This window comes from Marinobacter iranensis (assembly GCF_029207565.1).
GTDB lineage: Bacteria > Pseudomonadota > Gammaproteobacteria > Pseudomonadales > Oleiphilaceae > Marinobacter > Marinobacter iranensis.
In genome coordinates this window covers 1-14,989 of the sequence record NZ_JANCMW010000012.1, presented here as the reverse complement: position 1 = coordinate 14,989, position 14,989 = coordinate 1, and the positions used below count along the sequence as shown (strand labels likewise).

The 14,989-nt window shown below is 60.2% G+C and carries 12 protein-coding genes and 1 pseudogene; 5 read left to right on the top strand and 8 right to left on the bottom strand.

Annotation, left to right across the window (positions count from 1 at the left end; genetic code table 11):
• Positions 1-133 precede the first annotated feature (133 nt).
• From NLU14_RS16660 to NLU14_RS16640, 5 genes are read left to right on the top strand one after another with little or no spacing between them, the layout of a single operon-like run.
• On the top strand, positions 134-787 hold the full coding sequence (locus NLU14_RS16660; RefSeq protein WP_275708598.1) for a 50S ribosomal protein L25/general stress protein Ctc: 654 nt from the start codon (positions 134-136) through the stop codon (positions 785-787).
• A 30-nt stretch (positions 788-817) separates the two neighbouring features.
• Positions 818-1,405: an aminoacyl-tRNA hydrolase gene (pth, locus tag NLU14_RS16655; RefSeq protein ID WP_275708596.1), complete on the top strand. Its 588-nt coding sequence runs from the start codon at positions 818-820 to the stop codon at positions 1,403-1,405.
• Between the two features lie 36 nt (positions 1,406-1,441).
• Positions 1,442-2,533 (top strand): redox-regulated ATPase YchF, encoded by a 1,092-nt coding sequence (gene ychF / locus NLU14_RS16650; protein ID WP_275708594.1) that lies wholly within the window; start codon positions 1,442-1,444, stop codon positions 2,531-2,533.
• Positions 2,526-3,284: a 4'-phosphopantetheinyl transferase family protein gene (locus NLU14_RS16645; protein ID WP_275708592.1), complete on the top strand. Its 759-nt coding sequence runs from the start codon at positions 2,526-2,528 to the stop codon at positions 3,282-3,284. Before ychF ends, NLU14_RS16645 begins: the two co-directional genes overlap by 8 nt.
• A gap of 58 nt (positions 3,285-3,342) precedes the next feature.
• A complete protein-coding gene (locus NLU14_RS16640) occupies positions 3,343-4,110 on the top strand; it encodes an ABC transporter ATP-binding protein (RefSeq protein ID WP_275708590.1) in 768 nt (255 codons plus the stop codon).
• A gap of 31 nt (positions 4,111-4,141) precedes the next feature.
• On the opposite strand, the gene fhuF is transcribed toward NLU14_RS16640, so the two are convergent.
• From fhuF to NLU14_RS16600, 8 genes and pseudogenes are all read right to left on the bottom strand, one after another.
• Positions 4,142-4,912: a siderophore-iron reductase FhuF gene (gene fhuF, locus NLU14_RS16635; RefSeq protein ID WP_275708588.1), complete on the bottom strand. Its 771-nt coding sequence runs from the start codon at positions 4,910-4,912 to the stop codon at positions 4,142-4,144.
• Between the two features lie 37 nt (positions 4,913-4,949).
• A pseudogene (locus tag NLU14_RS16630) lies at positions 4,950-5,540 on the bottom strand (GNAT family N-acetyltransferase); the annotation flags it as partial.
• Positions 5,541-5,572: 32 nt separating this feature from the next.
• The gene (locus tag NLU14_RS16625) at positions 5,573-6,601 is read right to left on the bottom strand and encodes a TauD/TfdA family dioxygenase (protein WP_275708585.1); all 1,029 of its coding nucleotides are present in this window, start codon (positions 6,599-6,601) and stop codon (positions 5,573-5,575) included.
• Positions 6,602-6,606: 5 nt separating this feature from the next.
• Positions 6,607-6,813 carry an MbtH family protein gene (locus NLU14_RS16620; RefSeq protein WP_275708583.1) on the bottom strand — a complete coding sequence of 69 codons (207 nt, stop codon included), beginning with the start codon at positions 6,811-6,813 and terminating at the stop codon, positions 6,607-6,609.
• Between the two features lie 81 nt (positions 6,814-6,894).
• Positions 6,895-7,824 carry an iron-siderophore ABC transporter substrate-binding protein gene (locus NLU14_RS16615; RefSeq protein WP_275708581.1) on the bottom strand — a complete coding sequence of 310 codons (930 nt, stop codon included), beginning with the start codon at positions 7,822-7,824 and terminating at the stop codon, positions 6,895-6,897.
• Positions 7,825-7,832: 8 nt separating this feature from the next.
• Entirely contained in the window at positions 7,833-9,860 is a 2,028-nt protein-coding gene (locus tag NLU14_RS16610) for an iron ABC transporter permease (protein WP_275708579.1), read from the bottom strand.
• Between the two features lie 95 nt (positions 9,861-9,955).
• Entirely contained in the window at positions 9,956-12,157 is a 2,202-nt protein-coding gene (locus tag NLU14_RS16605; protein WP_275708577.1) for a TonB-dependent siderophore receptor, read from the bottom strand.
• A gap of 144 nt (positions 12,158-12,301) precedes the next feature.
• Positions 12,302-14,989: condensation domain-containing protein (locus tag NLU14_RS16600; RefSeq protein ID WP_275708575.1), on the bottom strand; the 2,688-nt coding region annotated here is incomplete at its 5' end.

Sequence of the window (14,989 nt, the reverse complement as noted above, 5' to 3'; positions counted from 1 at the left end):
AGAAGAATCCAGACCGGGAGCCCAGTGGGCTCCCGGTCTGTTTAGTCCGCCGGAAAAGCTTCCGGCATTTCGCAAATGTCACCTGTTCAGGACCTGGTCGCGGGCCGCTCGGGTGAAAATCGAGGTTATAACCATGTCTCAGGAATTTCTTATTGAAGCATTTCCTCGTGGCGATCAGGGGAGAGGTGCGAGCCGCCGCCTGCGTCGCGAGGAGCGTAAAATTCCGGCCATCATTTATGGCGGGAAGAAAGAAGCCACTCCGATTTCCATCTGGCACAACGAGCTGAAAAAAGCTCTGGAAAACGAAGCCTTCTTCTCACACGTTCTGACCATCGAACTGGAAGGCAAGAAAGAAAGCGTGATCCTGAAGGATCTGCAGCGCCACCCGTACAAGCCGCTGCTGACCCACGCTGACTTCCTGCGCGTTGACAAGGATCACGAGATCCACGTTAACGTACCGCTGCACTTCCTGAACGAAGATTCCGCACCGGCCATCAAGCTCCAGGGCGGCGTTGCTCACCACCAGATCAACGAAGTGGAAGTGATCTGTCTGCCGCAGAACCTGCCCGAGTTCATCGAAGTCGACATGGCTGAAGTGGAAATGGACCAGGTGGTTCACCTGAGCGATCTGAAACTGGCCAAAGGCGTTCGTATCGCTGCACTGCTGCAGGGCGAAGACCACGACCTGCCAGTCGTTGCAATCCACAAGCCGCGCGCTGCCAAGACCGAGGATACCGGCGAAGGCGAAGACGGCGAAGCGGGTGAAGAAGGCGAAGACAAGGAGTAATCGCTCCTGTACGAATGAGGGCAACGGCGCATGGCACAGGATATCCTCATGGTGGTGGGGCTGGGTAATCCCGGCCCCGACTATGCGAATACCCGCCACAACGCCGGCGCCCTGTTCGTCGAAGCTCTGGCCCGTGAAGCGGGCCAGACGCTCCGCCCCGAAAAGAAATACCACGGGCTCTATGCCCGCATTCAAATGCAGGGCCTGGACCTGCACCTGCTGAACCCCTCCACCTATATGAACCGCAGCGGCCTGCCCATCAAGGCACTGGCGGACTTTTTCAAGATACAGCCCGATCAGATCCTGGTTGCCCACGACGATCTCGACCTGCCCCCCGGCACCGCCAAACTCAAGAAAGGCGGCGGACATGGCGGACACAACGGCCTGCGGGACACCATCGCCCACCTGGGCACCAACGACTTCCAGAGACTACGCATCGGCATCGGCCATCCCGGCGACAGCCGTCAGGTAACCGGTTACGTACTCGGCCGCCTGGGCAAACGGGAAACCGAAGAACTCAACGCCGTGATCGACGAGATCATCCGCGTGCTTCCGGATGCCGCCAGCGGCAAACTTCCCGCTGCGATGAATCGCTTGCACAGCTTCAAACCGGTATAATCCGCCCAAATTTTCCAGCACCAGCAGAGGCACCCCATGGGATTTAACTGCGGCATCGTCGGCCTTCCCAACGTCGGCAAATCCACCCTGTTCAACGCGCTGACCAAATCCGGCATTGGCGCCGAAAACTTTCCCTTCTGCACCATCGAGCCCAATGCTGGCGTGGTTGCCATGCCTGATCCACGCCTGAACAAACTGGCCGAGATCGTGAAGCCGGAAAAAGTGGTCGCGACGACCATGGAGTTTGTGGATATTGCAGGCCTTGTAGAGGGCGCCTCGAAAGGTGAAGGCCTGGGCAACCAGTTCCTGGCCAACATCCGCCAGACCGACGCCATTGCCCATGTGGTGCGCTGCTTCGAGGACGACAACGTCATTCACGTTGCCAACAAGATCGACCCGGCTTCAGATATAGAGATCATCAACACAGAACTGGCTCTGGCCGACCTGGAAACCGTCGAGAAAGCCATCAAACGGGTTCAGCGAGTGGCAAAAAGCGGCGACAAAGAAGCCAAAGCCCAGCTTGAAATCTTCGAAACCCTGCTTCCCGTGCTGAACGAAGGCAAGCCGGTTCGCAGCATGAATCTCGACAAAGAGAAGATGGCGCTGATTCGCGAGCTCTGCCTGCTTACCGTCAAACCGACCATGTACATTGCCAACGTCAGCGAAGACGGGTTCGAGAGCAACCCTCACCTGGACACCGTGAACAAGATTGCGGAATCCGAGAATGCGGTTGTGGTGCCTATCTGCAACAAGATAGAAGCCGAAATCTCCGAACTGGAAGACGATGAGAAATCCATGTTCCTGGACGAAATGGGCATGGACGAACCCGGCCTGGACAGGGTAATCCGTGGCGGCTACAGGCTACTGGACCTGCAAACCTACTTCACTGCTGGTGTAAAAGAAGTCCGTGCCTGGACTGTCCGTGTCGGTGCTACTGCACCCCAGGCAGCGGGTGTGATCCACACCGACTTCGAGCGGGGCTTTATCCGCGCCGAGGTGGTGAGCTACGACGACTTCGTGAAGTATAACGGCGAAGCCGGCGCCAAGGATGCCGGCAAATGGCGCCTGGAAGGCAAGGAATACATCGTCCAGGACGGCGACGTCATCCACTTCCGGTTCAATGTCTGATCAAGCCGGAGACTTGACGGTGAGCTTCCTGCCAGCGTGCTGCAGCACTCCGGACGACCGGTGGCCCTGGCCACAATTGGTGCCGGGCCTGCAACTGATCAGTCTGGATTTTGAGGCCAGCAACCTTAAACCCGACGACTTTGAACGCAGCAACATTGCCCCGCCGCCTTCCGTGCAACGAGCCGTTGCCAAACGCCAGGCGGAATACCTGGCCGGTCGGTGCTGCGCCCGCGAAGGCCTCCAACGTATCACGGGGCAACCGGTAACGCCTGCCCAGGGCGATGACCGGGCACCGGTATGGCCGACCGGTTGCGTGGGGTCGATCACCCATACGCAGGGCTGGGCGGCGGCAGTGATCGGCCAGCAACAACACTATGCCGGGCTCGGCCTGGATGCGGAGATCATCATGCCGGATGACCGGGCACTGCCGCTTTCGCGGCAGATCCTGACGCCATCGGAGCGGGCCAGATTCAGTTCCGAACTGAACAGCCAGGCCGGATTCTTTATTACCCTCGTCTTCTGCCTCAAGGAAACACTCTTCAAGGCACTCTACCCGCTGGTACAGCGGCGGTTCTACTTCGAGCATGCCGAGTTACTGGCCTGGCATACGGATGGCACTGCCCGTCTACGCCTGCTCACTCACCTTTCAGAAGACTGGCCGGCCGACACGGAACTGGATGCCCAGTTCGTACAGGATCACGATCGCCTGATCAGCCTCATTGTCGTCAGCACCAGCCACCAACACAATTGATAACAATTACCATTTCCGATAGCATCACGGTTCCTTCTGTTTACCCGCCCGAGGCGCTATGTTTGAACTGGATGCTGTCAGTTGGCAAATCAATGGCAAGACACTGCTTCACCCCATTGATCTAACCATTGACCACGGCCATGTGGTTGGGCTGATCGGCCATAATGGCTCCGGAAAATCGACGCTGGTTAAATTGCTGGCCCGGCAACTGAGCCCGAGCGCGGGGCGGATTACCCTCGAAGGCAAGCCACTGGATGCCTGGGGTGACCGCCCATTGGCACGACAGATTGCCTACCTGCCGCAACAGCTCCCTCCAACGGAGGGCCTGTCAGCCCTCGACCTGGTACGTTTTGGCCGCTACCCCTGGCACGGCGCGCTCGGCCGCTTCTCAGCGGAAGACCAGGCCGAGGTTGATCGGGCCATGGCGCTGACGGACACCCAACAGTTTGCCCGGCGCAACGTTGACGAACTGTCGGGCGGCGAACGCCAGCGGGTGTGGCTGGCCATGTTGATCGCCCAGAACGCCAAATACCTGCTGCTGGACGAACCCACGTCGGCGCTGGATATTGCACACCAGGTGGAAGTGCTGTCGCTGGTTCGTAATCTGGGCAGGGAGCTGGGCATGGGTGTGGTGGTGGTATTGCACGACATCAACATGGCCGCCACCTATTGCGATCACCTTGTTGCCCTCCACAGTGGCCGGCTGCTGACCCAGGGGGCGCCGCAGGAGCTGATGAACAGCCGTACGCTGGAAGCCATTTACGGCATATCCATGTCCATCATGCCCCACCCCCATACCGATGGCGCACAAATAGCCATTGTCTGATTCCGGCCCGGCATTGTCCTGATCTTTGCGGTCAGGCCTGTTCGATCAGGCTTTCCGGCAGGCGGGCGCCCTTGGGTGGCCTATCGATGTGGGGGCAGTTCTCACACAATGCCAGGTCCGGCAGTCGATAGCGGATACAACACTGGCGCCGCTGGCGCAGGGGCGAGGGCCCTGAGCTGCGCTCCACATAGCGTACCGGGCTGAACATCGGATTCTTGCGGCCATCCGGACGACGCTCCGACTCAATCAGCTGCTTGCCATCGGCAAGCAGCCTCGCCGGCAATCCAAGACCCGCCATGGCATTAACCAGCCACTCAACATAATTGGCGGCGTTGTTCCACAGTACCTTTCTGGACAGCTTCACCTGCTGGTTCCAGCCTTCAATGAGCGTCTCGAAGTTGCCATCCAGCAATTCCTGAAAACGCTCAAACGGCCCCTGGGGCGTGCTCGCGAAAGGCCCTCCCTCATGGGGTAGCTTGAAGGCTTCAGGCAGACCATCCTCCCCCAGGATAATCTCCAGCGTGTCCAGCCCTACGGGCAGCTCATGCCCAAGCACCAAATTCGCCGCCACCGTGGGCACGCTCAGCTTCACGAAGTAGTACCGCGACCACTGGGACAGCAGTGCCCGACGGTCATCACCGGGCTGGAAAAGACGATAATGATCGAGCAGCCAGGCCAGGCCTTCGGCGGTTACCAGCTCACGGGCGGGAAAGGACGGCCGGGAATCGTCCTGCAGAACCAGTACATCCCGGTAGTGTTCAAAATCCCCGACAAACAGGGGGGCAAGCGCGCGAATGGTCATGGCTAAGGCTGCGTAATACGGTTAAAGGAACATGAACCTAACATATCGGAAACCGTTCAAAGAAGCGCTCCCGGGAAAGTGACATGAGTGCCGCCCGTTTGTGTGGGAAATCAAAGTCCCGCACGCGATCGAACCCGGTGTTCTGCAGATGGTTGATCATACGGTCATTGTCGGATCGGGGCTCGGAAACAATACGCTGGGTACGGGGTTCGTCCTGGAACAGGTAGTGCACCAGGGAGGGCAACCAGCAGGCCACTTTATGGGGCCCGCGATGGTGCTCTTCCCCAACCAGCATATGGATACCGCGATCATACAGCCCGGCATTGCAGTGGGGCCCGATGCGATCTTCCTTCGCCCAGTAGACATCGAAGAACCCAAACGGCTCGCCATCAAAACACCCGATCAGTTGCAGGCAGTGGGGATCCTTCGCAAGGGTTTCCAAGTGTGCCCGATGTTCCTGCAGCGAGCCGTCCTCCTCCCAGAAAAACGCTACCCGGGGTGAATTCTGCCAGCGATTGAAGCGCTCAAGGTCTTCCCGGATGTCCAGGGTGCGGAACGATATCAAACTTTCCAGGCGCGCATCGTAGCGGCGATAGACTTCGCCCACGGGCTTGGACGGCCGCACGGGAATGCCTGCTCTATCCTGAGTAATAACGGTATTCAAGTTGCCTCTCCCCGAGCTGTCGGGCTCTGTAAATCACAAACCATGCCATGGCCTTCGGCCATCGCCACCACTACTTTTCGTGGGCCGGAAAAGGGTTCCCGGGAATGGGCCATGAGCATGTTGTCCAGCATCAACACATCCCCACTGCGCCATGGAAACACCACACGACACTCGTTCAGTACCCCCCGGATGTCGTCAAGCGCGGATGTCTCAATCGGGCTGCCATCCCCGTAATAGACGTTCCTGGGAAGCCCCTCCTCGCCAACGGTGTCCAGCAGGATCTCCTGCATCTCCTGGTCCAGCGCCGACACGTGAAACAGGTGCGCCTGATTGAACCACACGTTGTCACCGGAACGGGGATGACGGGCCACGGCCTGACACCGCTGAACGGTACGGAGACAGCCATCGTCCTTCCAGGTCACATCAATGCCCTGCCGCCGGCAGAACACCTCAACCGCCTCGGCACTGTCAGTGTTGAACACCTGCTGCCAGTCAAGGTCAAGGCCATTGCCATAGTTGCGCACATAGCTCAGCCCCCGCTCGCTGAAGCGCCGGCGCAGCGCAGGGTCAATGCGGCGATAGACTTCCCGGCTGTCCGCAATGGGTGTTTCACCTCCCTTCTCGGCGGCCTGGGCACAATAGAACCAGATGCGCATGGGCCACTCGGTGGTGTAGGCCTGCTCGTTGTGAAGCGGGATGCTCCGGTGGGCGGGGTACTCCGTGGAGGTGTACACGCCTTGACCGGTCACCTGGCTCCGGGGCGTGGAACCAAATTCATAGCTGAGCAGGGGGTGGCCGAAAGAACCCGCAAAAGACTGGAAGCCATCGACGCCCGGGGCCGAAAAGCCACTGAACAGGATAGCGCCATCCTGTTCCAGACGGCGCCCAACCAGATCCCGGACAGCTTCGCCAGCCTGCTCAAGGCTCGTGCCCGGAGTCTGCGGACTGACCTTCAATGGGCAGCCTTCCTCAACCAGCAATGCGTCAGTCGCCTCTATGGCAGGGTTGGCAATGTTGGAACGCATCAGTCTCAACCTCCAGCCATGGCTTCCCGCAGGCTTTTGGGGCGCATGTCCGTCCAGGCCTCACGGATGTGCTCCAGGCAGGTTGCCTTGTCGCCCTGCACGCCCACGGTTTTCCAGCCCTCGGGAACGGGTTTGTAATCCGGCCAGATGGAGTATTGCTCTTCGTGGTTGATAACAACCTGGAAAACGGTGCTCTCACTATCGAAACTCATGACGTACCTCGCCTGACCAATGATCCCCGGGACAAAGCGCCCCTCCTTTCACTGTTAAAGACGAACGGGGCAGCAGGAAATTTAAGGCGCCTGGGTGACCGAACCCATCCCGTTCATCACTTCAATCATCTGTTTCATGATGACGTTTGCGGTGAGTGGCCCACCAAACGACCAATAGTTGGTTTCCAGAAAGCCGTAGTGTTCGTTCCTCGCCACCGGCAAAGCCCGCCAGAGTGGGGACTCGAACATCGGCGCGCCACTGAAATTCCCGATCATGAAGATATGGGCGTCGGGTTCCCGGGCAAGCGCATGGATTTCAATCCGCTGATGGATGGTGTGGCCCTCCCGCAACGGCCAGGGATTGGTACCTCCAAGCCGGTTCGCAAGGCTGACCACCAGGGTCTGTTCGTTCGATACGATAAAAAGCCCCTGCTCCGCCAACGGATAAAGTACCGCTATGGGCTCTCCTGCCATCCCCTTCTCGCGGGCTACCCGGCGCCCCCTGTCCAGGGACTGGTCCAGTTCTGCAACGATAGCCCGAGCCTCGGCCTGTCTCCCCGTCAGTGCCGCCAAGTGCTCCAGCGTGGCTTTCCCCACCGCAACAGCATCCCGTGGCGACGGTTCCAGGGATACCCGGTACATCACTGTGGGCGCCAACCGGTCCAGTCGGTCGAACAGGCTGGCATGGAGGCTCGACACACCCAGGATCAGGTCTGGTTGCAGACGGATCAAACGCTCCAGATTGGGCTGTTGGGGCGTCCCCAGGGACACCACGCCATCCAGCCTGTCAGCCAGTGGCTTGCCCTGCCAGCGATAGCTGTCCGGGTTGGCAACACCGACCGGCCGGATACCCAGCCCCAGTAATATCTCCGTGGTCAGGTCATCCAGGCTGACGATCCGCTGGGGGGCATCGGGAATGACCTCCGATTGTGCGGCCACGATGGGCTTTGGCGGTTCCGCATTGGCCACCAGGGATACAAAACAGAGTGCAATGACGGCAAATAGCTTCATTCCGGATCTCATGCCTTACGGAAGTAGGTTCGGGTCAGGAGCACCAGGAAGATTGGCGCCCCTATGGTGGCTGTCATCACGCCAAGCGGCACATCCAGCGGCGACAGCAAACGTTGCCCACCCACGTCAGCCAGGATCAGCAGGGCCGCCCCCATCAACGGCGTCACGATCAGCCGATCCCGATAGCCATAGAAGCCCAGCAGCCGCACAGCGTGGGGAACCAGCAGCCCTACGAAGGCCACCGGCCCCAGCACACTGACCGCGGCGGCAATCATGAAACTGGCCAGCACAAGCAATAACAGGCGCTTACGGGCGGCACCCACACCAAGGCTGTCCGCGACCCCATCACCCAGTGCCAGCAGGTCCATCCAGCGACGCGCCAGCAGGGCGAGACCAAGGCCAATGCACAGCCAGGGCAACAACACCCAGAAATCCCCCCAGGTGGTGGCATAACTGCTTCCGGCCATCCAGATCAGCGCCAGCGTGATGTTCAGGGAGTGGAATCCAATCAGCAGGCTGGTGAGGCCCGCCGCCACACCAGTCAGGGCGAAGCCTGTCAGAATCAGCCGCAAGGGCTCAAGACCATGGCGAACGTTGAGCAGAATGACGATGGCCAGCGCCACGGTCGCACCCAGCCAGGCAAAGGGCAGGCGCCAGGCGGGTGCCAGTTCGGGCAACAACAGCATCCCGGCCAACACCGCCAGTGCGGCCGTCTGGCTCACACCCAACACACTGGGGCTGGCCAGCGGATTGCGGGTAACCCCCTGAAGGATCAGACCGCTGGTGGCAAACAAGGCTCCACCGGCGGCATCCACCATCAGCCGGGGCAATCTAAGGTCCAGTAACTGCCAGGCTACCCCATCCCCCGCCATCAACATGGCCAGGCTGACGGTATCGCCACCGAGCACGCCATAACCCAGGCCAGCGCCCAGCATGATCACCAACACCCCCACAATCGCGAGGGTGGATAGCTTCTTGCCGCTAGGCTCCCCTGCCCCCAGGGTTGACTGGGCGGGAAACTGGCGGCTGCGGGTCAGCCTCAGCAGAAGCATGACTGCAACGCCCCCAAGGACCGCCGACAAGGTCGCCAACGGCAGCTCAATCACCTCGGCCACCGCCGCCACCAGCACATCCGCAGACAGCGTCAGCACACCGCCCCAAAGCGCGGCCAGCGGCAACAGTCGTGATGGCCAGTGCACACCAAACCCGTATCGCACCAGGTTCGGCGCCACCAGGCCAATGAATCCAAGGGGTCCGGCAATATGGATCGCCAACGCGGTCAGCAGCGTGCCAATCAGGATGACCACAGCCTTGAGCATTCGGGGCGACAACCCCAGCACCCGCATCTGGGCATCACCCAGCAGGGCCATGTTCAGTGGTCGCCTCAGCAGTGCAAGGGCCAGCAACAACGGCGGCACCATCCACAGCGCCAATTGCACCCGGGCCCAACCGAACTGGCTGAGTGAACCGGTGTCCCAGATCGCCACCACAAAGGCAGCCCGTTCATTGAGGGTCAGTAACAGGGTCAGCAGGGCATACAGGATCTGCGCCATGGCCATACCGGCCAGCACCAGGCGCAGGGGTGTCGTGCGACTGCCCCCGGCGAAAAAGAACGTCAGCATGGCTGCCAGCAGGCCGCCCAGGAACACCAGCGGCAAGGCAAACGCGGCTGGCAACATCATCCCCAGGATGACACCAAACTGGGCACCCGCCGTGATACCAAGGAGATCCGGCGACACCAGCGGGTTGCGGGTGATCAACTGCATAAGGGCACCGGCAATACCAAGCCCCGCACCGACAATCAGGCCCGCGACAACCCGGGGTAACTGCGCCCACCAGAGCAACAGCCCATCGAGTGAAGGCGACGACTGCCATGGCGTTAACCAGGCGCCTACCTCCGGTACCGGATAACGGAAAAAGCCCTGCCATAACAGCAGGGCTATCAGGGCCAGGGTTCCCGCCCCGGTCGCCAGCCATAGCCGGCGGTTCGCCGCTCTGGCCTGGCCGGTTTCAATTTGCTGATTTACCGCAGTCACACCAACATCCATCAATCAGGGTGCAGGGAATCCGGCGATGAAAAGGCAGCCGCGGGAAGACAGCGACCGCCACCGGAACATCGCCGGCTCAGGCGTTACCAGTTGTAGGAGACGGTACCCTGAACGGTGCGCTCGGCCCCGTAGTAGCAACGAGACGCGTTGTTACATTCGCCAACGTATTCCTCATCGAACAGGTTGTGGACGTTAAGGCGGGTCTCCCAACCATTGAGGAATTCATAGGCCAGCGCCAGATCCACCAGGGTGACCTCATCGGTCTCCAGTCGTGACGGGTATGCGAGGCCCGAATCCGGGTAGGCAAACGATTCGCCCACGTAGCGCACACCGACGCCGGCTTCCACACCGCGCAACACCTCCTCGAAGAACTTATAGTTGGCCCACAGCGAAGCCTGGTTGCGTGGGACGCCCACGACCTGTTTACCCTCATACCGTGGGAAGGATTCATCCTCCACAATTTTCGCGTCGGTGTAGGTGTAGGTGGCCAGCAGGCTCAGGTTCTCGTTGATATCGCTGTTGAGCTCGAACTCAACACCTTCGGACTCTGTACGGCCAACATTTCGATAAGCGGCCGTGGAAAGATCGAAATTGACGTCATCCTCCTTGACGATATCAAACGCCGACACGGTCACCAGGGTATCCGAACCCGGGGGTTGGTACTTGAAGCCCACTTCGTACTGGCGCCCAGTGATTGGCTCCAGGGGCTCGTCGCTCGCCGAAACCTGACGGGCCGGCACAAACGAGGTCGAGTAGCTGAGGTAGGGAGAAAGGCCAAACCCGAACTCGTACATCAGGCCCGCCTGCCAGGTGAACTCTTTATCGCTGAAATCGAAGTCGTCGCCATTGGGACGGCGGTTTTCAAATTCGGTTTCGGCGTAATCAAAACGTCCGCCGAGCAGGCCGATCAGGTTGCCGACACGACTTTGGACCTGAGCGTAGGCTCCCACCAGGTTTTGGGTTTCCTCGGCATCGCTGGAAGGCTCATCCGGCGTATCCGGGATAGAGGACCAGACCGGATCAAAGATGTTGATCGCACGGCCGCCCCCGACACGCTGAGTTTGATCAAAGCTGGTGCGATCAAAGCTCACACCGGCAAGCCAAGTGTTTTCGGTAACGCCGAGATGCACGTCTCCAACCAGTTGGTTGTCGATAGAATAGGTACGCGACTCGTTGAACCGGTCACGGCCATAAGCTCCCACAAAGTCATCGAATCCATCACCATTGATGCCCGGTTGCTGGCCAGGCCTCGGAAAGCTCCACCAGACTTCCTTGCGCTCTACACGGGAACGCAGGTAGCGGGCGTTCTGCCGGAAGGTCAGATCTGAGTTGAACTCGTGCTCATACTCATACCCCAGTGACCAGACCTCACGATCAAAGGTATCCCACTCCGGATGCCCGAGGTTGGTGGATGGATCCAGTTGACCGGATGGGTGATCCAGCACGGTTCCCGCAGCCGGCAGACCCAACTGGATCTCGGTGTCGTCCTTTTGATAGGAGGCCAGCAGCGTCAGGGTGTCCTGGTCGGTCAGTTTCACTGTCATGGACGGCGCGAAGTAAAACCGGTCGTCCGGCACACTGTCGGTCTGGGTGTCGGACTGCCGGCGCAAAAACACCATACGCCCCAAGACCTTGCCGTCATCGGTCATTGCGCCGGATACATCGGCGGATACCTGTTTGCGGTCATGGGTGCCGTAACTCAGGTTCACCTGGCCTTGATTGCTCTCGGTGGGACGTTTGCTCACCAGGTTCACCAGGCCACCCGGCACGTTTTCACCGTACAGTACGGAAGTGGGCCCCTTGAAAACCTCCACCCGCTCGAGGCCGAAAGGCTCCGCGGATGTGGAATAGGCATTGGGCTGAACCCTGAGCCCGTCACGATAGGTGCCATAGCCGTAATCACGCTGGTTCATCCCGCGAATGTAGAAGATGTCACCGGCCAGACCATCGCCCACCGGGAACTTGGTGGAGGATACCCCCGGCATGTAGTAGAGAATATCCGACAACGTCTGGGCATTCTGGTCTTCGATGCGCTCCCTGGTGGCCACGGAGACCGACCGTGGTGTTTCGGCAAGCGGCGTGTCGGTCTTGGTCGCAGTCAGGCTCCGTTCCGCCTGGTACCCGTAATCCGGGCCCTGCGGCCCTTCCTTTTCAGCGGTGACCTCAATCTCCCCGAGCTCCGTCACCGATTCATCATCCTGGGCCAGCACGTGGCCAGATGCGGCAACTGCAGCGGCAAGCACACTGATACGGAAGGCAGCGAGGCCATTATCCTTAAATGTCATAACTGATTTCCCTACTGAACATGACAATCAAAGCGCCGGTGACGGCGCCTTACCTGAAGTTGAAAGCTATCTTAATGAAAATTAATATCAACCTCAACGATAACAAGAACTATTTTCATTCGTAAAAAGAAAATCTGTTCGCCATCAACTTTCATGAACCCGTTCATCCAACTGCGTTTCCGGCGGAGACGCAGTACCAGGCACTGGCGTTGATAACGCTTTCAGGTGGCGGGACAGCGATTCAAGAAACCCGGAGTGACGTACGATGCCCAGATGATCGGTGTCCATCCACACCGAACTGGCTGGTGACTTCCCGAGGAACCGCGTCAACAATTCCTCTGCGTTGTCATTGCTCTCCGGCGATCGAGCCGCCCACCAGGCATGCACCGGCGCCCGAACTGGCAGAACACGGTCATGGCCCCTGGCAAGCCGTCGCATGTGCCGTTCCACGTCCAGCAGTTGCTGCCATTCATCCTGGCCAACCCCCGCCGGCGAGGGCTCGGGATCACTCTCGCGACGATCCTGGCCTGCGCCCGGTATGTAACCGTCGATCAGCCCTACCCAGGCCACGTCCCTGCCCAACCGCTCAATGAGGGCTGCCATCTCCAGTGCCAGGGCGCCGCCCATGGACCAGCCCAGGAGGTAATACGGCCCATGGGGTTGCTGGGCGAGCATCGCCCGCACGTAGTCCCTGGCCATTGCCGCAAGGGACTGGTCCCGCCAGGTGGAATCAAGTATCTGTCGATTCTGGAAACCGCAGACTGACCAATTACCCGCTAGCCGGGCCGATAACGGATAGTAGCCAACCACCGTACCGCTGACCGGATGGGGGCAGAACAACAGCGGTGCCGTTGCCGCGGGCTCGGACAAGCGAATCAATGGGTTCAGTCCGGCTCCCCGTGCTGGTGCCGAAGACACAGGCTGCACCACCGCTTGGGACTCGTCCGGTGTTGCCGCAATCAACTGCTCCAATGACTGACCGATCGCATCCATCAAACGCTGAACGGTGGATGGGTGATACCGTTGGCGACTGTAGCGGCAACTGAGCGTTAACCGGCCCTGATGAATCTGGCCATTGATCTCCAGTTCCCGGGCCAGGGGTGCCCCTGGGTCCACCAGTTCACCCGCCGATTCCGGTGCCAGCCGGAAACGCCCGTCCGCCAGGTCGTCCTCGAACTGTCCCAGGTAGTTGAATGCCAGCATGGGCTCGGGCATCTGTTGCAGACGCGAGCGCGTCTCGTGGCCGCCCAGGTAGCGGAGCCCCCCAAAACCAAGCCCCTTGCCGGGAATCGCCGCACGTTGCCGGCAAATTCCATCAAGGGTGGCATGGGGGTCACCGGTGGATATCAACTGCATCGGATACAGGCAGGTAAACCACCCCAGAGTGCGGCTCAGATCCAGAGGCGCATCTCCCGGCTCCCGTCCGTGGCCCTCAACCGCCACCAGCGGCTGCCGAAGATCTCCCCAGGCTCGCAACCCTTCCGCCAGTGCGGTCAGCAAAACGTCATCAATACCTACCTTGAGAGCCGACAGGGTCTGACGAAGCAGCGTTTTTGTACGCTCAGGTGGCAGGCTCCACTCGCTGTGGTCGGCGTCGATGTTGGCCCGGCGACCTTGCGGGTCATCCACTGGCCAGGGTACCGGGCCGGAAGCCAGTGCCTCCCAATATGGGAGTTCCTGATTCCACGCGCCCTGCTCGCCCTGTTCCTTCAGGTGGTTGGCCCATGCCTGATAGCTAGAGCCGGGCAACCCAAGCTGTGGCGTACGCCCCTCAACCACATGCCAACAGGCTACGCTCAACTCTTCCAGCAATATTCGCCAGGACACACCATCAACAATCAGGTGATGGGCGCTTATCAGTAGCCGCTGCTCACCATCCGGAAGGTTCATCAGCAGGATGGCGGCCAGGGGGCCGTGTTGCAGGTCAAAACCGCGCTGAATGTCTTCGCAGGCAAAGGTAACCTGATCCCTGTCGTCCAGCGTGACCACGCGCATCAGTCGGTCGGCGGACTCCGTGGGCCGGTATAATCCATGCCACGTCTCATCAGACCCTTGTTGGAAACCCAGCCGCAGAACGTCGTGGCGGTCAATCAGGGCCTGAACGGCCTGTCGCAGGTGGTCCTCGTCAAGCGGCTCCGTCACTTCAAGCAACACCGCCTGGTTCCAGTGGGACGGGTCCGGCAACGGTTGCTCGAAGAAATGTGCCTGAATCGGTGTCAGCGGCACCGTACCTTCAGCCCTTTCAGCGACTGGAGCGCTCTCTTCCATTGGCTCCAGCACAGCGGCCATATCGGCCAGCCGGGGTTTCAGGAACACGGTTTTTGGCGCCAACTGCCAGCCAGCCTGTCGCAGCCGCGTAATCAACCCGAGGGACTGGATGGAATCGCCACCCAACTCGAAGAAGCTGTCATGGCGGCTTACCGCCGGAATGCCCAGCATTGACTGCCAGAGACTGGCCAGGAGCACTTCGCGATCACCTTGCGGAGCTTCCTGCTGCATGGTTTGGGTGACGGGCTCGGGCAACGCATTGCGGTCCAGCTTGCCGTTAGGCAGCGTGGGCAACCGCTCCAGCGCCACGATGTGCGACGGCACCATGTACTCCGGCAGTTGTTCCTTCAGGCTGGCCTTGATCCGCTGCTCCTCCAGGCCCTCGCCGGAGACATAACCCACCAGTTTCTGGCCGCCGGCGGTGTCCTTCACCACCGCCAGGGTGTCCTTCACGCCCGCGCAGCCCTTCAGCGCCGCTTCCACTTCGCCGATCTCGATGCGGAAGCCCCGCAGTTTCACCTGCTGGTCGATCCGGCCCTGGAATTCCAACTGGCCATCCGGGTT